The organism is Chelativorans sp. J32, assembly GCF_000518985.1.
GTDB lineage: Bacteria > Pseudomonadota > Alphaproteobacteria > Rhizobiales > Rhizobiaceae > Chelativorans.
Genome location: NZ_JAEQ01000003.1, coordinates 118472 through 142083 on the forward strand (window position 1 = coordinate 118472; position 23612 = coordinate 142083).

Here is a 23612-nt window from a genome sequence, read left to right on the forward strand (position 1 = left end):
AAAACTTTAATATTGCAAATATGTCCTATCATAGGGCATAAAGAAAGGGTTACGGCCCCTGGCTTGGCTGCCGTAACCCCTCTCTGGGCTAGATAAGCGGTAATATTTGCGTATTCAAAGCAGATCCCAGATCATTATCGCTTAGTGTAAGCAGGGGTGCCTCTGCGAGGCATCTCTGGCTTACCTATCCGTTGCATCGACGGTTCCACGGCCTCGCCGGTCGGAGAAAAAATTCTTAGCCGGCGGGCCTCCCCGTTGATGCGTTGATATGGTCACGTCATAAAAAATCGACTCGGTTCATTATTTACGTAAACAAAAGCCTTGCAACTCTGGCAGCGTAATTTTGCTGCCTTGTCGACAGAATGTGACAGGCACGTTGTTGCACTCGTTTGTGTCGACTTTGTGCATTGGTGGCTTCATATCATGCATAAGTATCTAATCAAGCGTTTATGTCCTTCATTGATGCATAATAAAATTGTCATTTGATCAGTGATACTTACATCGTGGCCCAGCTTTTGAGCGTACGCCGCTTCGCCACGTGGGCGGACAAACGCCCATTGTCGTCGTCTATTGGTCATCCGATATGGGGCTATTCGCTCCTTCTGGTCATCGCACCCCGCACTACACCGTGCTGCCTGATCAGCTTCCATCCCTCTGTAGTGAAAGCTAGACCTCTTTAACGTAGTTGCAAATGGTTTGCAATTGCATTATCTCTTGGAACGAATCATTTTCAAGCGCATTGCAGGCTTGATGTTGCAAATAATTTGCAAGTGCAGATAGGCTGAGGAACTCGGATGGCAGACAGGGCAAGGCGTTGGTTGCTGGTGATGGCTGGGCTGCTCGCCCTCGCGCCGGTGTTTCCTAGCATGGCGCAGGAGAAGTTGAAGGTTGTCGCGACCACCGGCATGATCGCCGATGCTGCTCGGCAGGTGGGTGGCGATCTGGTGGATGTCCAGGGGCTGATGGGGCCGGGCGTCGATCCGCACTCCTATCGGCAGACGCGGACGGATATCCTGGCCATGACAAAGGCCGATCTCGTGCTCTGGCACGGGCTCTATCTGGAAGCTCAGATGGAGGATTTCATGAAGACGCTCAGCTCCCGCCGCCGGGTTGTTGCCGTGGCGGACGATCTTCCGCACGACCTCCTCCTTTCCCATGATCAATATAAAAGCCGTTACGACCCCCATGTCTGGATGGACCCCGAGCTCTGGTCCCGGGTGGTCGCTGTGGTGCGGGATTCTCTGATAGAAGCGAGGCCGGAAGGCGAAGCGCAATTCAGGGCGAACGCGGAAAAACATCTCCAGGACATCGCAGCCCTTTCCGATTATTCGAAAGAGGTGCTCGCCTCCGTCCCCGCCGAGAGCCGCATACTGGTCACGGCGCACGATGCCTTCAAATATTTCGGCCGTGCCTATGGTTACGACGTCCTCGGCATTCAGGGGATCTCCACACAAAGCGAAGCCGGCCTGAGCCGCATCGCGGAACTGGTCGATGTTCTTGTTAAGCGGAAGATACGTGCGGTTTTCGTGGAGTCCTCCGTTTCGGACCGCAATGTGCGCGCCCTGGTGGAAGGAGCCGCATCCAAGGGCTGGAAAGTGGAGGTGGGCGGCCAGCTCTTCTCTGATGCGCTCGGCCCCGGCTGCACCTATGAAGGCACGTATATCGGCATGATCGACCACAACGTAACCACGATTACCAGAGCACTGGGTGGACATGCCGCCGGGTTCGGTGAGCCGGAAGTGCTCGTGGCCTGCAGTTGAATGGAAATCAGATGAACAGCGCCGTATTCGAACTCTACAGGGACGAGCCCCCACAGGCGGCTTCTCCGCTGGCTGCAGATGTGCCGCTCTCGATCCGTGAACTTACCGTCTCCTATGGCGAAAAGCCCGCGGTGCTGGCGGTAAGCGCCACCGTGCCGCCTGAATCGATGACGGCAATCGTCGGCCCAAATGGCGCAGGCAAATCGACGCTGCTCAAGGCGGCGCTTGGCATCGTGCCCAGCCTTTCCGGACAGGTGCTCGTCTATGGGAAGCCGCTTTCCCAGGCCATGCATCGCATCGCCTATGTGCCTCAGCGTGCCTCGGTCGATTGGGACTTCCCGACGCGCGTCATCGACGTGGTGCTGATGGGGCTTTATCGCGAGCTTGGTCTCCTGCGCTTTGTACGCCATCAACACAAGGAGAAGGCGCTTGCCTGCCTCCACCGCGTCGGCATGGCCGATTTCGCTTACCGTCAGATCGGCCAGCTTTCGGGTGGCCAGCAGCAGCGCGTGTTCCTCGCGCGCGCCCTGGCGCAGGATGCCGATCTCTATCTTCTGGACGAGCCTTTTGCGGGCGTGGATGCCGCGACGGAAAAGGCGATCATCGACGTGCTGAAGTCACTGAAGGCGGAGCATAAGACGGCGGTCTGCGTTCATCACGATCTTTCGACCGTGACCCAGTATTTCGATCATGTGCTACTTATAAACGTGCGCAAGATCGCGGAAGGCCCGGTCGCCTCGACCTTCACGGAAGAGAACCTGCAAAAGACCTATGGAGGGCGGCTCGCCACCGCCCATATCGATGAGCTCAAGCTCCCCGAGCCTCAGCGATGATCAGTACTTTCCTCAACGCATTGCTGTTCCAGGCCGGCTACAATGCCGCGCTTGTCGCTCTTGGGGCTGCGCTCTTAGGCATAGCTGCGGGCAGCGGCGGCACCTTCCTGTTCCTGCGCAAGCGTTCATTGCTGAGCGACGCGCTGGCGCATTCCACCCTGCCGGGTGTCGGCATCGCGTTCATGGTGATGGTGGCGTTCGGCGGCGAAGGGCGCAATCTGCTCGGCCTGCTTTTCGGCTCGACCGTTTCCGCGGCGCTCGGCCTGCTCGCGGTAGGCTGGATCACCAGCCGCACGCGTTTAACGGAAGATACGGCCATCGGAGCCGTTCTTTCCGTGTTTTTCGGCTTCGGGGTCGTCCTCCTCACCGTCATACAGACCATGTCCAGCGGATATCAGGCGGGGCTCGAAGGTTTCCTGCTCGGTTCCACCGCCGGAATGTTGTTCAGCGATGCGATCGTGATCGCCGTCGGGGGTGCGTTTGCCGTTGCGATCGTCTTCTTCCTCCGCCGGCCCATGACGCTTGTCTCCTTCGACCCTGAATTCGCAGCTGCATCGGGTATCAATGTGCAGCGCATAGACCTCGCGATGATGGGGCTGGTCATGGCCGTCACGATCGTTGGGCTGAAGCTTGTCGGGCTCATTCTCGTCGTGGCCCTGCTGATCATCCCGCCGGTTACGGCTCGCCTTTGGACCGACAGGACAGAGCATGTCGTCATGTCAGCCGGTCTCATCGGCGGCTTCTCGGGTTATGTCGGCGCCGCACTATCCGCCTCCGCGCCCCACGTACCAACGGGTCCGATCATTGTGCTCGTGAGCTTTGCGCTCTTCACCTTTTCGCTCCTCTTCGCACCGGCTCGGGGCGTTCTCGCAGCCATAATCCGACACCGCCGGTTCCGCACCCGACTGCACCGACGGCAGGGGCTGCTCGCACTTGCAAATGGCGAGGCAATCCGAGACAGGCCGACCTTGGCCGTGCTGAGGCGTGAAGGCTTCATCCGCCGCGATGGCGACGTGACGGACATGGGACGGCAGGCGGCGGCAAAGGTGTTGCGCGACGAGAGCCGCTGGGCGATGGCTCGCCGCCTGCATCAAGATAACGATCTTTCCGGCCGTTATGACGGATCGACGCCTATCGAAGCCGTTCTGACCCGCGACGAAATCGCGGAGATCGATCGCCGGATGGGCCGGCCCACCTTGCTCGATAGGAGCGGCGATGGGCGCTGAATTCGTACAACTTAGCCTTACGCCTCTTCTTATCGGCGTGCTTGCTGCGGTTGCCTGTGCGCTGCCCGGCAATTTCCTGATCCTGAGAAGGCAGGCGCTGGTTGGCGATGCGATCAGTCATGTCGTCCTGCCGGGAATCGTGGTTGCCTTCCTCATCACCGGGACGGTCTCCACCTGGCCGATGCTGCTCGGCGCATCTGGCGCCGCGGTTGTCGCAGTGGTCGTGATCGAAGCGATAAGGCGGGTGGGCCGCATCGATCCGGGCGCCGCGATGGGAGTCACGTTTACGTCGCTTTTCGCAGCCGGCGTGCTGCTGCTCGAGCAGAGCGACACCAGCGGCGTCCATCTCGACGTGGAGCATGCTCTCTACGGAAATTTGGAAAGTCTTATCTGGCTTTCTGCCGAAGGATGGGGCTCGCTCCTGGATCCCGTGGCCCTTGCCGATCTGCCGCCCGAACTCCTGCGCATGGCTGCCGTTGCGCTCCTCATCTCTGTCCTCATGATCATCTTCTGGCGCCCCTTGAAGCTTTCCACCTTCGACGAGGGGTTCGCAAATGCGGTCGGCTTGCCCACCGCTGTCATCAGCTTCAGCCTCGTGATCTGCGCGGCAGTGGCGGCAGTGGCCGCCTTCGATGCGGTGGGGTCCATCATTGTCATCGCGATGTTCATCTGCCCGCCAGCCGCCGCACGGCTGATGACCAACCGGCTGGAAATCCAGGTGCTCTGGAGCGTCGCATTCGCCGTTCTGTCCGCCGTGCTCGGCTATGTGCTGGCAGGGTATGGGCCGCTATGGCTTGGTGGCGCAAATGCCGTGAGCGCTGCCGGCATGATCGCCACCGTCTCCGGAGTGATCCTGGCCATCACCTGTCTCTTCGCTCCGCATCGCGCCAGGACTGGTACGCCAAAGGGTAATTAGGACCGCGGCCTCCAGCCGAGCAGCCGCATCGCGTTGGCAGTTACGAGAACTGTCGCCCCCGTATCGGCAAGGATTGCGGGCCACAGGCCCGTCACCCCGGCGATCGTGGTGATGAAGAACAGCGCCTTCAGCCCGATGGCGATGCTGATATTCTGCCGGATATTCGCCATGGCGCGCCGTGATAGCTCGACCATTGCTGCAATATCGTTCATCCTGCCATGCAGGATGGCGGCGTCGGCTGTCTCCAGGGCGACATCCGTGCCGCCGCCCATCGCGATCCCGATATCGGCTGCTGCGAGAGCCGGCGCATCATTGATCCCATCTCCGACCTTGCCGACCTTGAGCCCCTGTGCCCGAAGACCTTCCACGATGCGGCTCTTGTCGGCGGGAAGGAGTTCCGCCCTGGCCTCGATCCCGAGCGAGCGCGCCACCGCCTCTGCGGTGCGACGATTGTCACCGGTAAGCATAACTGTGCGGATTCCTTCGGCCTTAAGCCGGGTAAGGGCGGCGCGGGCGTCGCCGCGCGGCTCGTCGCGCATGGCGATCGCACCGAGAATGCGGTCATCTGCCAACAATACGGAGACTGTCTTGCCCTCGTCATAAAGGACTTCAATTTTGCGGCGCTGCTCCTCTGAGAGCGGCTGGCGTTCGTCTATCGCCTTGGCGGAGCCGAGCAGAACCTTCCGGCCTTCGATGAAGGCGGTTACGCCTTTGCCGCTCAATGCGGTGCTGTCTGCGCTTTCCGGGATCGAGATCCCCTCCTGCTCTGCGCGCTTCAGGATTGCGGTGGCCAGCGGATGGCTGGAGCCGCGCTCCAGACCTGCCGCCAAGCGCAGCACTTCCGACTGATCTTCGCCAAAGGCAACGATGTCCGTTACGGTCGGCTTGCCTTCGGTGAGCGTTCCAGTCTTGTCGAACGCAATAGCCTGCAATTGGCCGAAGCCCTCGAGCACGGCCCCGCCCTTCATGAGGAGCCCCCGACGAGCACCGGCTGCTAGAGCCGCCGCAATGGCGGCCGGAGTGGAGATGACCAGTGCGCAGGGGCAACCGATCAGAAGAATGGCCAGTCCCTTGTAGATCCATTCAGACCATGCGGCTCCCCCCAGGAGGGGCGGCAGGCAGGCAACCAACGCTGCAAGCACCATCACGCCTGGCGTGTAGTAGCGGGAAAAACGATTGATGAAGCGCTCCGTCGGCGCCTTCTTTTCCTGTGCTTCCTCCACGAGCTTGATGACGCGGGCGATGGTATTGTCCTCGGCCGTCGCAGTGACGCGAATGCGAAGAACGGCATCGCCGTTGATCGTCCCCGCGAAGACGGGGTCTCCCGCTTCCTTTGCCTTCGGGATGCTTTCGCCCGTAACGGGTGCCTCGTTGACGCTGCTCTCTCCCGAGACCACGGTGCCATCGGCAGCAATCCGGTCGCCGGGGCGCACAAGGATGGTATCTCCGACGGCCAGGCGATCGGCAGCGATTTCCTGCAAACCGCCGTCCCTTTCCACGCGCGCGATCTTCGGCACGAGGTCCGCCAACCCACGGATGCTTGCGCGGGAACGGTCCGCAGCCACCCCCTCCAGCAATTCGCCGACGAGGAAGAGGAAGATCACGACGGCTGCCTCTTCCACCGCTCCGAGGAAGAGGGCGCCTACGGCTGCGACCGTCATAAGCGTTTCAATCGAGAAAGGCGTTCCCGTTATGGCGCCTGCAAAAGCGCGCCTGGCAATCGGTATCAGCCCGACAAGCATGGCAGTGGCGTAGAGCCAGAATTCATACTGAGGCGCCAATGCCGCGACCGCGTATGCGACGAGGAACGCAAGCCCCGAAGCAAGCGTCAGGCGGACGGCGGGCCGATGCCACCATTTCCCTTCGGTGGGCGCATGCGAGGCATGAGAGTGCCCCTCGTGAGAGGCCTCGTTGCCATGGATCTCTTCGCGGGTGAGGGTATGGCCCTGAGCCGGAGGCTGGATCCGGTAGCCGAGCCTGGTCACCTGCTTCGTGATCTCAGGTTCCAGGTGTATGCCGGCAGAATGCTCCACCGTCATTGAACTGTTCATGACCGAGATGGCGACATTTTCGACGCCCGGAATGCGGCGCACCGCAGACTCGATCTTCTGTGCGCAGCTTGCGCAGTCCATGCCTTGGATCTGGAACCGGCTTTCGCGTGCGGATTCGACCATGAACCTACTCCTTGAATTCCTATGATCCCAGGCTTACTTCCTCTAGTGACTATAGGAGCAAGAGAAAAATGAACGCCCGCAGCATCACGATCGGTGAAGCCGCTCGGCAGAGCGGTGTAAAGGTCCCGACGATCCGCTTTTACGAGCAGATCGGGCTTCTTCCTGCTCCCTCGCGAAGCGAAGGCAACCGCCGGCAGTATGATGAGAAAGATCTAAGCCGCCTGGCCTTCATTCGCCATGCACGCGAACTGGGATTCGATGTTGCGGATATCCGCGAGCTTCTAACCTTGACAGAACAGCCCCAAAGCTCTTGCCATGAAGCGGATAGCATCGCGGCGCGGCATCTGCGGGAAATCGAGGAAAGAATCGCAAAGCTCCAGGCACTGCGAGGCGAGTTGAAGCGCATGGTCAATGAATGCGGCCACGGCAAAGTGTGCGAGTGTCGCGTTATTCAGGTCTTAGCGGATCATGGCCGCTGCCAGAGCGATATTCATTAAACGCGTTTAGCGCCGCGACACGAAATCGCCTCCGCTTTCGCTTATCCGTTGCATAAACGCAACGGTCCACACCCAGCGTGGTGTGCTTGCGATCGGTATATGCGACCATGGGTTGTGTATGGCAAAAATTCTCTCGCGATATCAAGGGTATAGCCGGAACGTAGTTTCCTGTTGTTAACTGTCGTCTGATAAGCTCGTTTAGGTTGTAATTGCACAACCCTTACGTTAATTATTCCCTAGGTTGAGGCGGTAGACCAGGGGCGGAGGGCGGTCGGAGTACAATTCCAGGTTGGATTTGCCCAGCCGCGGTCCGAGTTCAATGTGCACGTAGATTAGGTGCAGCCAGCAGACAGATCTCTGCTTGCGGGCGTGAGCGCGGTTGTTCCGGACACCCTGTTCGGCAGTTCAAGAAATGGACGAGTCGTATCGGCTCCGGCGGTCTCTATGCCTGTCGGAGAGCGAGGAAGCGTGAATCCGTTCAAGACAGGCAACACGAAGGTTGGATCCTTCGACCACTATGAAAGGGCGCGGGAGAATGAACGTAAACAAGCAGGAAGGACTGTCCTTTGCGACGCTTAGAGCCGCAGAAGCAGTTATAGAGACAAAAAGCCTGACGGGCGCGGCGATGAAGCTTGGTATCAGTCAACCTGCAATCAGCATGCATCTCGGCCGATTGGAGCGAGCGATCGGCACGTCCCTCATCAAGAAAGTCGGCAACAAGATCATCGTGAAGGAAGAGATCTCGCGTCTGATCCGGCAAATGCTCGATCTCGAGCGGCGGCTCAAGACGGTGGGTTATGAAAAGAACATCTCAAAGCTCAAGGTCGGCATCTGCACTTACTGCGCGCCGCTGCTTGTCGAACGCGCTGGGTCGCTCGGCAAGCTCAAGGACACGCTCACCTGGCGCATAGCCGATAGCCGCCGGCTGGAGGAAATGTACGAGCAGGGAGAGCTCGATGCCGTGTTCCGTGCGCTCTATCCTTCGGAAATCGCGCCCGACCTTACCACCGAGTTCACGCTCAAATGGATGGGCGAGAAGCATCTGCTGGACTTCATGAAGCACGACAGCCAAGGCTTGCCGGTTGTGCTCGCCTCGCCGAACTCGCCTCTCGGCGCGGTGGCGCGGGAATGGCTGCGCCGGCACGAAGTGACCTATGACGTGGTCGGCGAGGTCGACGACATCATGACAGCCATCCGCCTCGTCTCGAGCGGACTTGCCTTGTCGCCTCTGCCAGTGCACGTGCAGGACAATCTCGCTGAGGGGTTCAGCAACTGCGCGCAAATCCTGCCCGGGCATGTCGATGCCCGTTACGGCATGTTCTTCGATGAGAGGCGCTTCAGCCTGCGCGCGGCGCTGGACATCTTTGAATTGTTGAAAAGTGAGCTTACGCGTACGGTGCGTCCGGTGGAGGGTTCTCGGCCGGCGTTGGTGCATCCGATCTGATCGGATCGAACCGGACTCAGGCAACATAGTCCGAAGGGACCCGTCGTGTTCAAGCGCGGCGGGCTTTCACCTTTCAGACCGGTTTGGAAGTCGACTGGCGAATGTGGAGCTCAGGTTTTATGAGTTCCTGTACGGGATTCACCTCCGCGCCGTTCAAGCGGTCGAGCAGCACCCTGGCCGCCCGGCGCCCGACCTCGCGCTGGCCGTTCCATACTGTCGTAAGAGCCGGCGTCGCGATAGCCGCTTCTTCCAGGTCATCGTAGCCGGTGACCGAAATATCGACCCCGGGGACGAAGCCGGCGCGTGCGATGCCGTTCATCAGCCCTATGGCCACGAGATCGTTCCAGCAGACAGCCGCGGTGGGTTTATCCTTCAGCGCCAGGAAAGCGCCGGTCACCTCGAATCCGGCCTGCTTGGTGCGGGGGCCTGGGAAACGCCACTCGGGGCGCACTTCCAGTCCGGCCTTTTGCATCGCCACCACATAGCCTCGATATCGGTCGCGCCCAGTAGATGTCTGGTCCGTGCCGCCGACCATGGCGATGCGGGTGTGGCCGAGCGAGATCAAATGATTCGTGGCAAGGCCGATCCCGTACGCGTCGTCACCCCTGAAGACGGGCACATCGGCTCCCTCTACGCTTCGCGCGATCAGCACTGCGGGAAGCCCGTTGTCTTCGGCCATCCGAATATCTTCCGGTGGCGTGCCGATCGCTGGCGACATGATCACACCGTCAGCGCCGAGCTGCAGTAAGGTGTCGATGAAGGTGCGCTGCTTTTCCAGCTGCTCGTAATGGTTGGAGAGGAGAAATGTCTGCCGGGAACGGTCAAGCTCGCTCTCGATCGAACGCAGGATTTCCGCATAGAACGGGTTCATGATGTCGTGCACAACGACGCCGATGATCCCCGAGCGGGAGGTGCGGAGGCTCGCCGCGCGCCGATTATAGATATAGCCGATCGCCCGAGCGTGCTCTTTTATACGCTGCCGCGTGGCTTCGGCGACAAGCGGGCTGTCCCGCAGCGCAAGCGAAACGGTCGCCGTCGATACGCCCAGTGCATCGGCGATCGTGGAAAGCTTGATCTTCTGCGCCAGCGCTCCCCTCCATCACGGAATTTCCCGGCTCGGGACGGCCCATTAGCTCTTTTAGACGGGCTTATGCCATCCTCCTTGCGGAGTTCAAAGCTTTTTCGCCAGGGTCTCCGTCTCGGCGGTGGGCAGGCTGCGCGTCGCCAGACGGAGCCGGTGCTCGCGATGGACGATGTAGAGCCCACTGGCCACGATGATGGCTGCTCCCGTGAGGGTAAGCGCATCGGGCAACTGGTCGAAGAAGAGATAGCCGAATCCAATCATCCAGACGATCTGGAGATAGGGATAGGGAGCGAGTGCCGTGGTCGTTGCCTTGCGGTACGCCAGGATGAGCAACCAATGACCCATCCCCCCGAAGAAGCCTAGTGACAGAATGACCGCCCATTGCAGCGGTCCGGTCGGCATGGATGCGTATAGGGGCACGGCTGGCAGCATCAGGATGACGGGAAGAAGGGCGGAATAGAAGATCATGCTTTCCGCCGTTTCAGTCGTGCTCATCCGACGCGTCATGATCACGTAGGAGGCGTTGCAGGTCATCGAGCACAGCGCAAAGATGTGGCCAATGCCGAATGTGCCGAAGCCAGGCCGCGTGACAACCAGCACGCCCACGAGGCCCACCAGAATTGCTGCCCACCGGCGCCATCCAGCCCATTCCCCGAGAAGCGGACCTGCCAGGGCAGTGGTCAACATCGGAGCGAAGAAAGCTATGGAGACGGTTTCCGCAAGCTGCAAGGTCTGGAGTGCGATGAAGTTGAAGATCGTGGAGCCGAAAAGAAAAGCGCTACGCAGGATTTGCAGGGGAACGCTGCCGACTGCGAATACCCGGCGGTTGCTCCAGGCACGCAGCAGCAGAAGCACAAGCAGGAGATGCGTGAGATAGCGCACCCATGTAACGAATGGGGCCTCGATGCCTGATGTCACGAGAAACTTGGCGCCCGCGTCCAGGCATGAGAACAGGAGGCCCGAGCCGAAGATCAGTCCGATCGCCGACGCCGGTGCCGCCGATTCAGCGTTGCTTTGCCCGCGGCCGCTCGGTTGACGGTCAGTAGCAATCTTCATCTTCAGGAAAGTCGGTTTTTAAAGCACATCTAAAGGCGCATACGCCTTTGTTTTGGAAAAGCAAGCTCCGGGTGGCCTAGCGGTGGTTCGGCTAGGAAGCTCCTGGGAGGCTTAGGCTTCTTCCTCCAGTTCTGTTTCGTCTTCCACCAAAGCCGGACCTCTTCGGGAAAGATTGTCCTCGATCCGCGCGAGCAGTTTGATAAGCGCCTTCTGCTCCTTTTTGTCGAGGCTCTTGAGTGCCTGCTTTTCCGTCTTGCGTACGGAGCGCTCGATTGCGCGGATCGCTTCGGCTCCATTACCCGTCAGATAGATATGAGCGCGGCGGGCATCGGTGTCGGATGCTCGTTTCTCGACGAAGCCCTGGGCTGCCAGCCGGTTGATCGTTTTTGTGATGGTCGGCGGACGCACGCCAAGCCGTTCAGCAAGCTGGCTCGGGGTGAGCCCGTTTTCCTGGCTAAGGGCCAACATGATCTTGTCCTGTCCCGCATAAAGACCCTGGTCCAGAAGCCGTTCGGCCAATGCGGTGCGGGACAACCGGGCGGCCGATTGCAACCTTCCAATGATCGAGCCCCTGGAAATCCTCGCCATACGATCGCATCCTGTTCGCGCGGCCTTGAGGCCTCAAAAGATAGTCCGGCCGCCGGCGGCGGCAATGGTGAGCCGGCTTGTGGCCAGAGGCGCCAAAGGTTAATTTGATGCCGCCGGCTATCTTTCCGCCTATGCCAAACCGGCATTTCAATCGTGTGACAGCGGAGTTCCCGTGGCGCCTCGCGAGAAGATTGCCATCCTGCCCCTGGGGGCGACGGAGCAGCATGGTCCTCATCTGCCGCCCGAGACCGACTGGATCATCGCGGAGGCGATCGCCCGTCGCGCATGTGACGAGGCTGGGGGCAAGATGAACGTTGAAGTCCTTCCGGTCGAGAAGGTGGGCTATTCGATCGAACACTCGGACGATTCGCGCACGACGTCCCTCGGTTTCGCGGAGGCCGTGGGGCGGTGGATCGGGATAGGCGAGACGCTTTGCAGGAGAGGAATCCGCAAGCTTGTCCTGCTCAACGCGCATGGCGGCAACTCGCCGCTGATGACCGTCGCGGCTACGGAGCTGCGGGTGCGCTGCGGAATGCTGACTGTGGCCACGAGCTGGACTCGGTTCGGCTACCCGCCGGACCTTGTAAGCGAGGAGGAAAGGGCGCTTGGTATCCATGGCGGCTTGATCGAAACATCCGTGATGCTGGCGCTGAGGCCCGATCTGGTGAAGATGGATAAGGCGCGTGATTTTCCCTCCGAGCAGGCCAGATTCCAGCGCGAATTCAAGTATTTGCGGGCCTATGGACCGCATTCTTTCGGGTGGATGATGCGCGATCTCTCTCCTGAAAGGGTGGCAGGAAACGCAGCCGGTGCGACTCGCCAAGCCGGCGAACGAATCCTCCAACACGCCGTCACAGGCCTCGTCTCGCTGCTGGACGATGTCGACAGGTTCGATCTCACGCTTTTGAAATAAACTGCCGTGCAAAACGGGCTGCCAACTCTTATATGGCAGGGAAGACCAGCAAAGCCCGCGAGGGAAATCCATGTCCGAACAGAATTCGCAAATCCCGGTCACGGTGCTGACCGGCTATCTCGGTTCCGGCAAGACAACGCTCCTGAACCGCATCCTCTCCGAGGACCATGGCAAGCGCTATGCCGTGATCGTCAACGAATTCGGAGAGATCGGCATCGACAATGACCTCATCGTGGAATCCGATGAGGAAATCTACGAGATGAACAATGGCTGCGTGTGCTGCACCGTGCGTGGCGATCTGGTGCGGGTGGTAGAAGGTCTTACACGGCGTCCGGGCCGGTTCGATGCTATTATCGTCGAGACGACCGGTCTGGCGGACCCCGCCCCGGTGGCGCAGACCTTCTTCATGGACGACGACGTGCGCGCCAAGACGAAGCTCGACGCGGTGGTGGCGCTGGTCGATGCCAAGCACCTTCCGCTGCGGCTGAAGGACAGCCGCGAGGCGGCAGACCAGATCGCCTTTGCCGACGTGGTGGTGCTGAACAAAACCGACCTTGTCTCGCCTGAGGAGCTTGCCACGGTGGAAGCCGCCGTGCGCCAGATTAACCCCAGCGCGCGCATCCACAAGACCGAGCGTGCGGGTGTCGCTCTTTCCGATGTGCTCGACCGGGGCGCCTTCGACCTGAAGCGTGCGCTGGAAAACGACCCGCATTTCCTAGATCACGATCATCCCGACCATGTCTGCGGACCGGACTGTGATCACGATCACCACCACGGTCATGATCACGATCACGACCACCATCATCACCATGCGCATGGCGAGCTCTCGCCGATCCATGATGTCGGCGTGAGTTCGATCTCGCTACGCGCGGGCGAAATGGACCCGAAGAAGTTCTTTCCCTGGCTCAACAAGACAACACAGATGGACGGGCCAAATATCCTGAGGCTCAAGGGCATCATCGCTTTCAAGGACGATCCGGAGCGCTATGTGGTGCAAGGCGTGCATATGATTGTGGAAGGCGACCATCAGCGTGCATGGAAGGAGGGCGAAAAGCGGGAGAGCCGCCTCGTCTTCATCGGCCGCGAGCTCGATCGCGAGCGCTTGAAGCGCACCTTCGAGGCGTGCCAGGCCTGATATGCCGACAGTCGCGCCGCTTGATCTCGAAGGCCATTGCATCGCCGTCGCCTGGCTCAACAACACTCCTCATTTCGCGCTGGCCGATGGCGTTGTCCACCGCCTGGACAACGGCCAGAAGTCGGTGGAATTCCATGACGGGCTTCTTTGCGCCGTCCCGATGCAGGACGGTCGCCGGCTTCTGACCGGCGGCGAGGATGGGAAAATCTTCGCGCTTTCCTCGGACGGCTCGGTGGAGCTTCTCGCCGAGATCGGCCGAAAGTGGGTGACGAGCGTCGCCGCGGGCCCGCATGAAGCGACCGCATTCGCAAGCGGCCGCGTCGCCTATGTGCGTTTTTCCGATGGGCGAATCCGCGAGTTCCAGCATTCGCGGAGTGTTGAAGGCCTGGCCTTTGCACCCAAGGGCATGCGGCTCGGCGTCGCCCGGTACAATGGCGCGACGCTTCATTTCCCGGCCACGGAAGGAAAGCCGACCGAACTCGAATGGGCCGGCGCCCACACCGGCATCACCTTTTCGCCCGACGGGAATTTCCTCGTCACCACCATGCAGGAAAACGCCCTGCACGGCTGGAAGCTGGCCGATGGCAAACACATGCGGATGACCGGCTATCCAGCCAAGGTGAAGAGCTTTTCGTGGAGCGCGAAAGGACGCTGGCTTGCCACGTCCGGTGCGCCCGCCGCGATCGTCTGGCCTTTCCAGGGCAAGGACGGTCCCATGGGAAAGGCCCCGCTCGAACTCGGCACCCGCGGCAATGTTATGGTTACGCAGGTTTGCTGCCATCCCGCCGAGGATATCGTGGCGATCGGCTATTCCGACGGCATGATCCTCGCCGCTCGCTTTGCCGATGCGAAGGAAGTCCTGCTGCGCAGGCCGGGGAAGGGCGCAATCACCGCCATGAGCTGGGATGCCCAGGGAGGCCGGCTCGCCTTCGGCTCGGATGCGGGTGATTGCGGCCTGGTCGATATCTCGGCCTAGGCTACTCCCTTCGATAATCGGAACCTTTCAGCCTCGTTGCCGCTTGAGCGGGCAGCGAGGTTGCTCATGGTGCTGGAAAAGACGAAGGAGACGAGGCCAAAAACCCTTGATGCGCTAAGGGAAGATGCGCGCGACTGTACGCGCTGCGATCTCTACAAGAACGCCACGCAGACCGTCTTTGGCGAGGGCGGCAGCGAAGCGCGCGTGTTGTTCGTCGGCGAGCAGCCCGGAGACAAGGAGGACGTGGAAGGCAGACCCTTTGTCGGACCGGCCGGCCGGCTCTTCGATGGCATTCTGGAGGAGGTGGGGATTGATCGGAAAAAGACTTACGTCACGAATGCCGTCAAGCACTTCAAGTTCGAGCCGCGCGGCAAGCGCCGCATCCACTCCAAGCCTAATGCCGGCGAGATTCGCGCCTGCCGCTGGTGGCTCGATCAGGAGCTGACGCTGATCCAGCCGGATCTGGCCGTGGCGCTCGGCGCCACCGCGGCGCGGGCACTTGTTGGAAAGCCGGTGCCGATCACGAAGTTTCGTGGCACCCTATTGGAAAGTGCCGAAGGTGTGCCGGTCTTCATCACCGTCCACCCGTCTTACCTGCTGCGCATCCCCGACGAACTTGACAGGCGCCGCGAGCGCGAGCGTTTCGCAGAGGAGATGCGCAAGGTGAAGGCGATGATGAAGGGTTGATCCTTCGGAGGCGCTGGCGCCTTGTTCCATCCCTAACGAAGCCCGCCGTGGCTTACCTCACCAGCACTGCCCGAAGATCATTCACATTCGTTCCGGTGGGACCGGGCGTGAATAGATCGCCCAGTGCGTTGAACGCCCCCCAGGAATCATGAGCGGCCAGCAGAGCTTTCGGATCGAACCCGGCCTGGCGCAGGCGGGAGACCGTTGTGTGGTCGGCAAACGCGCCGGCATTGTTTTCCGAACCGTCGATGCCGTCGGTATCGGCTGCGAAGGCGGTGATGCCCGTGAGGTTCTCTATGCCCAAGGCGAGGGACAGAAGGAACTCGGTATTGCGTCCGCCGCGTCCGCCTCGCTCCCGGATCGTCACCGTGGTTTCACCGCCGGAAAGCATGAGAACGGGCTTCTGGAAGGGCCGATCACGCAAAGCCACTTCGCGGGCGATCGCCGCGTGGACACGACCCACTTCGCGTGCTTCGCCCTCGATCGCGTCGGAAAGGATCACCGTCTTCACGCCCTCCTTTTCCGCCGCAGCGGCGACCGCTTCCAGTGAGCGGGCCGCGGAGGCCACGATATGCACCTCGTTGCTGGCAAAGCGCGGGTCGTCGGGCTTGGGTGCATCGGCCAGATGCGAGTGGATATGGCGGATAGCTGCAGCAGGCAGGCGAATGCCATAGGCCTTCACCACAGCCATCGCATCCTGGCGCGTCGCCGTATCAGGCACCGTGGGGCCGGAGGAGACCAGCGCCGGATCGTCTCCCGGTATGTCGGAGACGATGAGGCTCACGACATGCGCCGGATAGGCGGCGAGGGCGAGCCTGCCGCCCTTGATGGTCGAAAGATGCTTACGCACCATGTTCATGGCCGAGATGGGTGCTCCGGAGGCGAGCAACGCCTCGTTGACGGCGATCTCATCTTCAAGGGCCATGCCCGGCGGGGGTGCTGGGAGAAGAGCCGAACCGCCGCCGCAGATGAGCGCCACCACCAAATCGTCTTCCGTGAGATTGCTGACCAGCCGCAGAATGTGGCGCGAGCCCTCGAGGCCGGCCGCATCCGGCACCGGGTGGGCGGCCTCGAAAACCTTGATGCGCTGCGTCGGCGCGCCATAGCCATAGCGGGTGACCACCGCGCCTTCGAGCGGCCCGTCCCACGCTTCCTCGAAGGCCTGCGCCATCTGTGCTGCGCCCTTGCCTGTGCCGACGACAATGGTGCGGCCTTTGGGCCGGGAAGGGAGGAAGGCGGGAAGCGCCTGGCGTGGGTCGGCGGCGGCAACGGCAGCACGAAACAGGTTTTCGAAGAATGGCTTAGGCGTGATTGTCATGAAAGCCTCCTTTCCAACCCGGCCCCGACGCGGCTGGCCCCTCCTGCAGGGGACGCGGCGTCCACAACCGCAGCTGATTCGCGGCGGTTCCGACGCCTATCTCGCCCTTGGTGGGCAAGAAAGCAAACCCCTTGGAGTGGACAGTGTCGGTTTTCCGGATTCTGCAGCGGAAGGTGGTCGACCTTGCTTCAGACCGTGCTCTTCGCGGGGTCGCCCGCAATATAGGTTTCCACGATGGAGCGATCGTCGCCGAGCGTCTGCAGCACAAAAAGTTCTTCGGCTAAAGTCTCCGCCCGTTCCATGCGCAGCCGCATGACCGGCGTCGCGCTGGCATCGAGCACGACGAAATCGGCATCGGTCCTCACGTCCAGCGTTCCGATGTGATCGGCAAGCGAGAGCGCCTCGGCGTTGCCGAGCGTCATCTGCCAGAAGGACGCGAAAGGATTGAGCTTCTCGCCATGAAAGGCAATGACCTTGTAACCCTCATCCATGGTGCGCAGCATGGAATAGCTGGTGCCACCGCCGGTATCCGTGGCAATTGCGGTACGCAGAGGCCTTGCGCGCCGGCGATAGCGGAAATAGTCGAAGAGGCCGGAGCCCAGGAAAAGGTTCGAGGTCGGGCAGAACACCGCCACGGAGCCGGTGTCCGAAAGAGCGTCGGCTTCGCGTTCCGATAGATGGATGCAGTGGCCGAGCAGCGTCCTCGGCCCGAGCAGGCCGTATTTCTCATAGATGCCGGTATAGTCAACGCAATCGGGATAGAGCTCGCAAGAAAGCGCGATCTCGGCACGGTTTTCCGAAAGATGGGTCTGGATGTGGAGATCAGGATGCTCGGAAGCGAGCGCCTGCGCCATCTCCATCTGCTTCGGACTTGAGGTGATCGCAAAGCGTGGCGTGATCGCATAGTGCAGGCGGCTGCGGCCATGCCACTTCGCAATCAGGGCCTTGGTGTCGTCATAGCCTGATTGCGGCGTATCGGTCAGGGTCACCGGGGCATTCCGATCCATCATGACCTTGCCGGCAATGATGCGCATCCCGCGTCTTTCCGCCTCGGCAAACAATGCTTCGGCCGATTGCGAGTGGACGCTGCAATAGACGGCTGACGTGGTGGTGCCCTGCCGGACCATTTCGTCCAGGAATGAGGAGGCGATGCGCGCGGCATGAGAGCCGTCGCCGAACTCCGATTCGGCGGGAAAAGTGTAGTTGTTCAGCCAGTCGAGCAGTTCAGCCCCGTAGCTCGCAATCACCTGCATTTGCGGGAAATGGGCATGAGGATCGACGAAGCCCGGCAGGAGGAGGTGAGGCCGATGGTCGACCAGCCTCGCCCCGGCCGCCTGGGGCTCGATCTCGGCATAGTTCCCGCTGGCACGTATGATGCCGCCTTCGACCAGGACGGCCCCATCTTCCTCGTACCTGTAGGAGGAATGGTCTTCCGCTGTCAGAGGCTCCCTGATGAACGTGAGCAAGCGCGCGCGGATCAGGGTCTTCGTCATTCAATCCTCTTGAATTCTCTTCAGCGCGCCTCAGCGTGCTTCCTCGAACCATGTAATGAGCAGTCGCCGCTCATCCTCCGTCATGCCCGAGACGTTTCCCGGCGGCATGGCGTGGCTGCGGCCGGCCTGAAGGTAGATTTCGCGAGCATGGCCTGCAATACCGGCTTCCGAATCCAGCAGCACGCCTTTTGGCGCGGCATGAATTCCGTCATAGCCGGGCTCGGCTGAATGACACATGGCGCAGCGCCCCATCACCGTATCGCGGACTGCGGGAAAATGCGCGGAGGCAACAAATCGCTCTTCGTTTTGCGATATCCGCCGTTCCCCGGTCAGGATCGCGGGCACGGTCGAAAGCCACATGATGATGACGAAAAGGATCGCCGCTGCGGCCCAGGTCCAGTGAGGATTGCCCTTCCGCGCGTGAAGGGTGTTGAAATAGTGCCGGATGAGCACGCCGATGATGAAGATCAGCGAAGCGATGACCCAGTTGAACTGCGTGCCGAACGCCAGCGGGTAATGGTTCGACAGCATCAGGAAGATCACCGGCAGCGTGAGATAGTTATTGTGCAGGGAACGCTGCTTCGCCTGGGCGCCGAGCTTCGGATCCGGCTTCCGGCCCGCCTTGAGGTCCGCCACCACGATCTTCTGGTTTGGAATGATAAGGAGGAAGACATTCGCCGACATGATGGTGGCCGTGAAGGCGCCCAGATGGAGAAACGCCGCGCGCCCGGTAAAGAGCTGTGTGTAGCCCCAGCTCATCGCCACCAGAATGGCGTACAGGATCAGCATCAGGCCTGTATCGCTCTTGCCAAGCCGCGACTTGCAAAGCGCATCGTAGAGAAGCCAGCCAAGGCCGATCGAGGCAAGCGAGATCAGAATCGCCACCGGTGCGGAGACATCGAGCACATTGCGGTCGACGAGGTAGAGGTCCGCGCCGGCATAGTAGACGATGGCGAGCAGCGCAAAGCCCGAGAGCCATGTGAAATAGGCTTCCCATTTGAACCAGGTAAGGTGTTCGGGAAGGGAGGCCGGTGCCACCATATATTTCTGGATATGGTAGAAGCCGCCGCCATGCACCTGCCATTCCTCGCCGGACACGCCTTCGGGCAAGCCGGGTCGCTTCACGAGCCCCAAATCCAGCGCGATGAAATAGAAGGACGAGCCGATCCAGGCGATCGCCGTCACCACATGCAGCCAGCGCACCGCGAAGGCCAGCCACTCCCACATCACAGCAAAATCGTTCAAGGCCCGCTCCCACTCCTGTTGCAGGCGGCAAGCTTACGGGTTCCGTCCTAAAGAAAAAGAGAGGGAGACCGCGATGACTTTCAAATTTTTCTGGAAAATCGCGAAGCCGTCGGTTTGATAGGCATCATGGCTTATCTCGATAATATCGCGGTTTTTGTACGCGTCGTGGAACTGGGCGGCCTGTCGGCGGCAGGCAGGGACCTGCGCGTCTCGCCGGCGGTCGCATCGAACCGCATCAAGGAGCTGGAAAAGCATCTGGGTGTGCGGCTGCTCAACCGAACCACCCGACAACTCACTCCGACGGAACATGGCCGCGTCTTTTATGAGGGCGCAAAGAAGGTGCTCGAAACGTTGCAGGAGGCCGAGGGAGCGGTGGCCGCGCTTTCCGGCCAGCCACGCGGCACGATCCGTGTCACCGCGCCGCTCGGGCTCGGCAAACGCCTCATCGCCAGCGCCATTCCGGAATTCCGCGAACGCTATCCGCAGATCGAGGTGCGACTGAGGCTTTCAGATCATGAAGTCGACATCATGCGCGAGGGGATCGACGTTGCCTTCAAGCTCGGGCTTCTGGAGAATTCGAGCCTGAGGATGCGCGGGATCATGGATTGCGAGCGCGTGCTTGCGGCTTCGCCAGCCTATCTCCAGCGGCGCGGGGAACCTGTGCGCCCGGAACAGCTCGTCGAAGACCGCCACGACTGCCTGATGCTCCGCTTTCCCGGCGTGCGCGAATATTTCTGGACATTGCAGACGCCGGAAGGCCCGAGAAAATTCGAGGTCCGTGGACCCTTTGATACCGATGACGGCGATGTGATCACGGGCTGGGCGATCGCGGGCCACGGCATCATCAACAAGCCTCGGTTCGAGATCGAGCCCTTCCTCCGGAACGGACAGCTGCGGGTGATCCTGCCCGATACACCGCCGACGCCGGTGCAGCTTGCCGCGGTCTATCCGCACAAAAAGCTTCAGGATCCCAAGATGCGGCTGTTGGTGGATTTCATGGTCGAACGCTGCCAGCGCATGATCGGTGAGATTTTGAGGGGCCGGTAAATCAGCTCAGCGCCTGCATCACCTCCGCTGCCGTGAGCGCAGCGATGACGGCGGGGCGCTTGTCACGAACGGCTGCTCCTCCGATTGGCGTGACGAGCCGCGAAAGGCGGGCTTCATCGCCGCCATTCTTCAAATACCAGCTTTTGAACGTCGCCTTCTTCGTTTTCGAGCCGATCATCCCGACATAGGCCGCATCGTCCCGAGCCAGGGCTTCGGCAGTAAGCAGGAAGTCCAAGGCATGATCATGGGTGAGGATGATGAAGGCGGAACGGGGAGGTGCTTCGCGGATGATGGCCTCCGGCACCGGCGTTAGCCGGGTTCCCACATCCGGCGGAAGATCCTGCAGGATCTCCACACGTGTTTCCACGAGGGTGGTCTTTACGGGAAGAAGGGCGAGGGCTTCGGCAAGCGCATGACCGACATGGCCGCCACCGAAGAGATAGATGTGGGGGAGGGCGCTGTCTTCCTCCTCGGCGCGTTTCAGAAGATCGGCGCGCTCTTTGGAGCCGATGATGCGGATATCCAGTGCCACGCGTCCTCCACAGCACTGGCCGATCTCCGGCCCCAAAGGGATATCCATCGCGCCGCTTGCGATGTTTTCAGCCACCAGTTCGCGCGCCCTGGCAATCGCCAGAAATTCGAGTTGACCGCCACCGATCGTGCCGAAGGTCTTGTCGGCTGAGGCGAGCATCCAGGCGCCTTTTTCGCGGGGCGTGGAGCCTTTCGCTTCGCTGACCGTGATGAGGGCGGTCGCCGGAGCTTGATCCAGGAATGCAGCAAGGCTTTTGGCGAGGGCAGTCATTTTCCTGATAATAACGGTAGGCGCACTCGCAATCTATCTGCTCGCCTCCCTCTTCAATCGCTCCACCGCCATCAGCACGCGTTCGGGCGTTGCGGGCGCATCGAGACACGGGAAGATCTTGTGATCCGCCACGCTTGCCACGGCATCTGACAATGCATGAAGCACGGAGATTCCGAGCATAAAGGGCGGCTCGCCGACAGCTTTCGACCGATGCACCGTAGGCTCGGCATTTTCCGCCCAGGTGGCAAGCTTCACATTGAAGATTTTGGGACGATCAGAGGCAAGGGGGATTTTGTAGGTCGAAGGCGCATGGGTGCGCAGCATGCCTTTCTCGTCCCAGACAAGCTCCTCCGTGGTGAGCCAGCCCATACCCTGGATGAACCCGCCTTCGATCTGGCCGATATCGATAACGGGATTGAGTGACCTTCCGGTATCGTGAAGGATATCCGCCCGCTCCACGACGTATTCGCCGGTAAGCGTATCGATGGATACTTCCGAGCAGGCTGCTCCATAGGCAAAGTAGTAAAAGGGATGCCCGCGGCCTTTTTCCCGGTCCCAGTGAATTTTGGGGGTCTTGTAGAAGCCGGCGGCCGAGAGTTGCACCCGCGCCATATAGGCTTGGCGCACCAGATCGGCGAAGGGGATTTCCTGATTTCCCACACGCACCCGGTTGGGAAGGAAGACTACCTGCTCGCGCGGCACGTCATAGTGGGTGACCGCGAAATCGATGAGACGATTCTTTATCTGGCGGGCAGCATTTTGAGCCGCCATGCCGTTCAGGTCCGAACCGGAAGAAGCTGCCGTTGCCGAGGTGTTCGGCACCTTGGCCGTCGTGGTGGCCGTGATCTTCACGCGGTCGATATCGATCTGGAACTCTTCCGCGACAACCTGGGCAACCTTCACGTAAAGGCCCTGGCCCATCTCCGTTCCACCATGGTTCAGGTGCACCGACCCGTCCGTATAGACATGCACCAGTGCGCCCGCCTGATTGTACTGGGTGGCAGTAAAGGAAATACCGAACTTGACGGGGGTGAGCGCTATACCGCGCTTCACGACCGCGCTTTGGGCGTTGAATTCAGCGATTTCCCGGCGGCGGGCGGCGTAACCGGCACTCTCTTCGAGCTCAGCCACGAGGCGGTGGATGATGTTGTCTTCCACCCTCTGGTGATAGGGCGTCACGTTGCGGTCCGTCTCGCCATAGAAGTTCCGCTTGCGGATCTCCAGAGGGTCCTTGCCCAAAGCGAAGGCGACCTCGTCTATGATCCGCTCCGCGCCAACCACGCCTTGCGGACCGCCGAAACCGCGAAACGCCGTATTCGAGACGGTGTTGGTATAGAGCGGTACGGATACCGCGCGTATCGCGGGGTAAAAATAAGCATTGTCGCAATGGAACAAGGCGCGGTCGGTCACCGCCCCTGAAAGATCCGCCGAAAAGCCGCAGCGGGCGGCATAGGTAAATTCGACGCCGAGAATATTCCCTTTCTCGTCGAACCCTACGTCGTAATCGATCAGGAAATCGTGGCGCTTGCCGGTGGCGATCATGTCGTCGTCGCGATCGGGACGCAGCTTCACCGGCCGGCCTGTGCGCTTTGCAGCGATCGCGGCAACGGCGGCGAAAAGGTTCGCCTGGGTTTCCTTGCCACCGAAGCCGCCACCCATCCGGCGCACTTCAATGGTAACCGCATGGGAGGGTATCCCCAGCGCATGCGCCACCATATGCTGCACTTCGCTCGGGTGCTGCGTAGAGGAATGGACGGTCACATCCATATCCTCGCCTGGAAGCGCCAGCGCGATCTGGCCTTCGAGATAGAAGTGGTCCTGGCCGCCCACGCGCATTTGGCCCTTGAGGCGGCGGGGTGCGGCCGCTATCGCCTTCTCCGCCTCCCCCCGCTCGAGTTTCATAGGCTTGGTGACGAGCCTCGGATTGTTCCGGTCCGCGTCGAGGATGTCGATGACGAAGGGTTTTTCGTCATATGTGATCTTCGCAAGCCGGCAGGCCCGCCGTGCAGCCTCACGCGTTTCCGCCACTACAGCGAAGATGGGCTGTCCCAGAAACTGCACTTCGCCTTCGGCAAAGATGGGGTCGTCGCGAGCTCCGGTAGGGCTGACATCGTTCTCGCCCGGAACATCGCCGGCCATCAGCACCGCCACCACGCCGGGCGCGGTTTCCACCTCGGAAAGATCCATGGATGTGATCGCTCCGTGCGGAACGGTGGAGAGGCCGAGATAGGCGTGAAGCGTACCTGCGGGCTCCGGCATGTCATCGATATAAACCGCCTCCCCGGTGACGTGCTTGTGCGCGGAATCGTGGCGGAGATTCACCGCCACGCCGCCCGTAATCTTCGTGGAAGTGAGGTCGGGAGCTGTATGCTTGTTCATTGGGAACCTCCGGCGGAGACGTGGAGGAATGCAGAATCG

20 protein-coding genes are annotated in these 23612 nt (G+C 60.8%); 11 read left to right on the plus strand and 9 right to left on the minus strand.

Annotation, left to right across the window (positions count from 1 at the left end):
* The first annotated feature begins 794 nt into the window (after nt 1–794).
* The 4 genes from CHEJ32_RS0106130 to CHEJ32_RS0106145 are packed head-to-tail and all read left to right on the plus strand — an operon-like array spanning nt 795 to nt 4735.
* Entirely contained in the window at nt 795–1760 is a 966-nt protein-coding gene (locus CHEJ32_RS0106130) for a metal ABC transporter solute-binding protein, Zn/Mn family (RefSeq protein WP_028033066.1), read from the plus strand.
* Between the two features lie 11 nt (nt 1761–1771).
* Complete coding sequence (locus tag CHEJ32_RS0106135) at nt 1772–2593, plus strand: metal ABC transporter ATP-binding protein (RefSeq protein ID WP_028033067.1); 822 nt, start codon at nt 1772–1774, stop codon at nt 2591–2593.
* Nucleotides 2590–3819, plus strand: coding sequence for a metal ABC transporter permease (locus tag CHEJ32_RS0106140; RefSeq protein WP_028033068.1), 1230 nt, complete (start codon nt 2590–2592; stop codon nt 3817–3819). The genes CHEJ32_RS0106135 and CHEJ32_RS0106140 overlap by 4 nt, the downstream gene beginning before the upstream one ends.
* Nucleotides 3809–4735, plus strand: coding sequence for a metal ABC transporter permease (locus CHEJ32_RS0106145; RefSeq protein WP_028033069.1), 927 nt, complete (start codon nt 3809–3811; stop codon nt 4733–4735). The genes CHEJ32_RS0106140 and CHEJ32_RS0106145 overlap by 11 nt, the downstream gene beginning before the upstream one ends.
* Here the strand turns inward: CHEJ32_RS0106145 and CHEJ32_RS0106150 are convergent.
* Nucleotides 4732–6909 carry a heavy metal translocating P-type ATPase gene (locus CHEJ32_RS0106150; protein WP_028033070.1) on the minus strand — a complete coding sequence of 726 codons (2178 nt, stop codon included), beginning with the start codon at nt 6907–6909 and terminating at the stop codon, nt 4732–4734. The genes CHEJ32_RS0106145 and CHEJ32_RS0106150 overlap by 4 nt on opposite strands.
* Nucleotides 6910–6977: 68 nt before the next feature.
* Between CHEJ32_RS0106150 and CHEJ32_RS0106155 the strand changes: the two genes are divergently transcribed.
* Both CHEJ32_RS0106155 and CHEJ32_RS0106160 read left to right on the plus strand, forming a co-directional pair.
* The gene (locus CHEJ32_RS0106155) at nt 6978–7406 is read left to right on the plus strand and encodes a helix-turn-helix domain-containing protein (protein WP_028033071.1); all 429 of its coding nucleotides are present in this window, start codon (nt 6978–6980) and stop codon (nt 7404–7406) included.
* 535 nt (nt 7407–7941) lie between these two features.
* Nucleotides 7942–8850, plus strand: coding sequence for a LysR family transcriptional regulator (locus tag CHEJ32_RS0106160; protein WP_028033072.1), 909 nt, complete (start codon nt 7942–7944; stop codon nt 8848–8850).
* Nucleotides 8851–8923: 73 nt separating this feature from the next.
* Here CHEJ32_RS0106160 and CHEJ32_RS0106165 read toward each other — a convergent pair whose 3' ends face one another.
* The 3 genes from CHEJ32_RS0106165 to CHEJ32_RS0106175 all read right to left on the minus strand — a co-directional run bounded on the left by CHEJ32_RS0106165 (nt 8924) and on the right by CHEJ32_RS0106175 (nt 11578).
* Nucleotides 8924–9937 (minus strand): LacI family DNA-binding transcriptional regulator, encoded by a 1014-nt coding sequence (locus CHEJ32_RS0106165; protein WP_028033073.1) that lies wholly within the window; start codon nt 9935–9937, stop codon nt 8924–8926.
* Nucleotides 9938–10021: 84 nt separating this feature from the next.
* Nucleotides 10022–10990 carry a DMT family transporter gene (locus CHEJ32_RS0106170; protein ID WP_084032702.1) on the minus strand — a complete coding sequence of 323 codons (969 nt, stop codon included), beginning with the start codon at nt 10988–10990 and terminating at the stop codon, nt 10022–10024.
* A 111-nt stretch (nt 10991–11101) separates the two neighbouring features.
* Nucleotides 11102–11578, minus strand: a complete 477-nt coding sequence (locus tag CHEJ32_RS0106175) for a MarR family winged helix-turn-helix transcriptional regulator (RefSeq protein ID WP_028033075.1) — start codon at nt 11576–11578, stop codon at nt 11102–11104.
* Between the two features lie 172 nt (nt 11579–11750).
* Here CHEJ32_RS0106175 and CHEJ32_RS0106180 point away from each other — a divergent pair, with 172 nt between their 5' ends.
* The 4 genes from CHEJ32_RS0106180 (at nt 11751) to CHEJ32_RS0106195 (ending at nt 15289) form a co-directional block, all read left to right on the plus strand.
* Nucleotides 11751–12491 (plus strand): creatininase family protein, encoded by a 741-nt coding sequence (locus CHEJ32_RS0106180; RefSeq protein WP_028033076.1) that lies wholly within the window; start codon nt 11751–11753, stop codon nt 12489–12491.
* 70 nt (nt 12492–12561) lie between these two features.
* The gene (locus tag CHEJ32_RS0106185; RefSeq protein WP_028033077.1) at nt 12562–13626 is read left to right on the plus strand and encodes a GTP-binding protein; all 1065 of its coding nucleotides are present in this window, start codon (nt 12562–12564) and stop codon (nt 13624–13626) included.
* Nucleotide 13627: 1 nt separating this feature from the next.
* On the plus strand, nt 13628–14602 hold the full coding sequence (locus CHEJ32_RS0106190; protein ID WP_028033078.1) for a WD40 repeat domain-containing protein: 975 nt from the start codon (nt 13628–13630) through the stop codon (nt 14600–14602).
* A gap of 66 nt (nt 14603–14668) precedes the next feature.
* The gene (locus CHEJ32_RS0106195) at nt 14669–15289 is read left to right on the plus strand and encodes a UdgX family uracil-DNA binding protein (protein WP_028033079.1); all 621 of its coding nucleotides are present in this window, start codon (nt 14669–14671) and stop codon (nt 15287–15289) included.
* 52 nt (nt 15290–15341) lie between these two features.
* Here the strand turns inward: CHEJ32_RS0106195 and CHEJ32_RS0106200 are convergent, their stop codons facing one another.
* The 3 genes from CHEJ32_RS0106200 to CHEJ32_RS0106210 form a co-directional block, all read right to left on the minus strand.
* Nucleotides 15342–16607, minus strand: a complete 1266-nt coding sequence (locus tag CHEJ32_RS0106200; RefSeq protein WP_028033080.1) for a glycerate kinase — start codon at nt 16605–16607, stop codon at nt 15342–15344.
* Nucleotides 16608–16795: 188 nt separating this feature from the next.
* The gene (gene guaD / locus CHEJ32_RS0106205; RefSeq protein ID WP_028033081.1) at nt 16796–18100 is read right to left on the minus strand and encodes a guanine deaminase; all 1305 of its coding nucleotides are present in this window, start codon (nt 18098–18100) and stop codon (nt 16796–16798) included.
* 30 nt (nt 18101–18130) lie between these two features.
* Nucleotides 18131–19345, minus strand: coding sequence for a urate hydroxylase PuuD (locus tag CHEJ32_RS0106210; protein ID WP_028033082.1), 1215 nt, complete (start codon nt 19343–19345; stop codon nt 18131–18133).
* A 126-nt stretch (nt 19346–19471) separates the two neighbouring features.
* On the opposite strand from CHEJ32_RS0106210, the gene CHEJ32_RS0106215 reads away from it, so the two are divergent.
* Nucleotides 19472–20392, plus strand: a complete 921-nt coding sequence (locus tag CHEJ32_RS0106215) for a LysR family transcriptional regulator (protein WP_028033083.1) — start codon at nt 19472–19474, stop codon at nt 20390–20392.
* A gap of 1 nt (nt 20393) precedes the next feature.
* Here the strand turns inward: CHEJ32_RS0106215 and xdhC are convergent, their stop codons facing one another.
* Together xdhC and xdhB are read right to left on the minus strand one after the other, a co-directional pair.
* Complete coding sequence (gene xdhC, locus CHEJ32_RS0106220) at nt 20394–21194, minus strand: xanthine dehydrogenase accessory protein XdhC (RefSeq protein WP_028033084.1); 801 nt, start codon at nt 21192–21194, stop codon at nt 20394–20396.
* A gap of 33 nt (nt 21195–21227) precedes the next feature.
* A complete protein-coding gene (gene xdhB, locus CHEJ32_RS0106225) occupies nt 21228–23573 on the minus strand; it encodes a xanthine dehydrogenase molybdopterin binding subunit (protein WP_028033085.1) in 2346 nt (781 codons plus the stop codon).
* Between the last annotated feature and the right edge of the window lie 39 nt (nt 23574–23612).

What these genes read in the sequence shown, in the direction of transcription:
- CHEJ32_RS0106135 (WP_028033067.1), top strand. Translation starts at nt 1,772, where the DNA reads ATGAACAGCGCCGTATTCGAACTCTACAGGGACGAGCCCCCACAGGCG.
- CHEJ32_RS0106130 (WP_028033066.1), top strand. Translation starts at nt 795, where the DNA reads ATGGCAGACAGGGCAAGGCGTTGGTTGCTGGTGATGGCTGGGCTGCTC.
- CHEJ32_RS0106145 (WP_028033069.1), top strand. Translation starts at nt 3,809, where the DNA reads ATGGGCGCTGAATTCGTACAACTTAGCCTTACGCCTCTTCTTATCGGC.
- CHEJ32_RS0106170 (WP_084032702.1), bottom strand. Translation starts at nt 10,990, where the DNA reads ATGAAGATTGCTACTGACCGTCAACCGAGCGGCCGCGGGCAAAGCAAC.
- guaD (WP_028033081.1), bottom strand. Translation starts at nt 18,100, where the DNA reads ATGACGAAGACCCTGATCCGCGCGCGCTTGCTCACGTTCATCAGGGAG.
- CHEJ32_RS0106155 (WP_028033071.1), top strand. Translation starts at nt 6,978, where the DNA reads ATGAACGCCCGCAGCATCACGATCGGTGAAGCCGCTCGGCAGAGCGGT.
- CHEJ32_RS0106175 (WP_028033075.1), bottom strand. Translation starts at nt 11,578, where the DNA reads ATGGCGAGGATTTCCAGGGGCTCGATCATTGGAAGGTTGCAATCGGCC.
- CHEJ32_RS0106200 (WP_028033080.1), bottom strand. Translation starts at nt 16,607, where the DNA reads ATGACAATCACGCCTAAGCCATTCTTCGAAAACCTGTTTCGTGCTGCC.
- CHEJ32_RS0106140 (WP_028033068.1), top strand. Translation starts at nt 2,590, where the DNA reads ATGATCAGTACTTTCCTCAACGCATTGCTGTTCCAGGCCGGCTACAAT.
- CHEJ32_RS0106215 (WP_028033083.1), top strand. Translation starts at nt 19,472, where the DNA reads ATGGCTTATCTCGATAATATCGCGGTTTTTGTACGCGTCGTGGAACTG.
- CHEJ32_RS0106150 (WP_028033070.1), bottom strand. Translation starts at nt 6,909, where the DNA reads ATGGTCGAATCCGCACGCGAAAGCCGGTTCCAGATCCAAGGCATGGAC.
- CHEJ32_RS0106195 (WP_028033079.1), top strand. Translation starts at nt 14,669, where the DNA reads ATGGTGCTGGAAAAGACGAAGGAGACGAGGCCAAAAACCCTTGATGCG.
- xdhC (WP_028033084.1), bottom strand. Translation starts at nt 21,194, where the DNA reads ATGACTGCCCTCGCCAAAAGCCTTGCTGCATTCCTGGATCAAGCTCCG.
- CHEJ32_RS0106160 (WP_028033072.1), top strand. Translation starts at nt 7,942, where the DNA reads ATGAACGTAAACAAGCAGGAAGGACTGTCCTTTGCGACGCTTAGAGCC.
- CHEJ32_RS0106190 (WP_028033078.1), top strand. Translation starts at nt 13,628, where the DNA reads ATGCCGACAGTCGCGCCGCTTGATCTCGAAGGCCATTGCATCGCCGTC.
- xdhB (WP_028033085.1), bottom strand. Translation starts at nt 23,573, where the DNA reads ATGAACAAGCATACAGCTCCCGACCTCACTTCCACGAAGATTACGGGC.
- CHEJ32_RS0106185 (WP_028033077.1), top strand. Translation starts at nt 12,562, where the DNA reads ATGTCCGAACAGAATTCGCAAATCCCGGTCACGGTGCTGACCGGCTAT.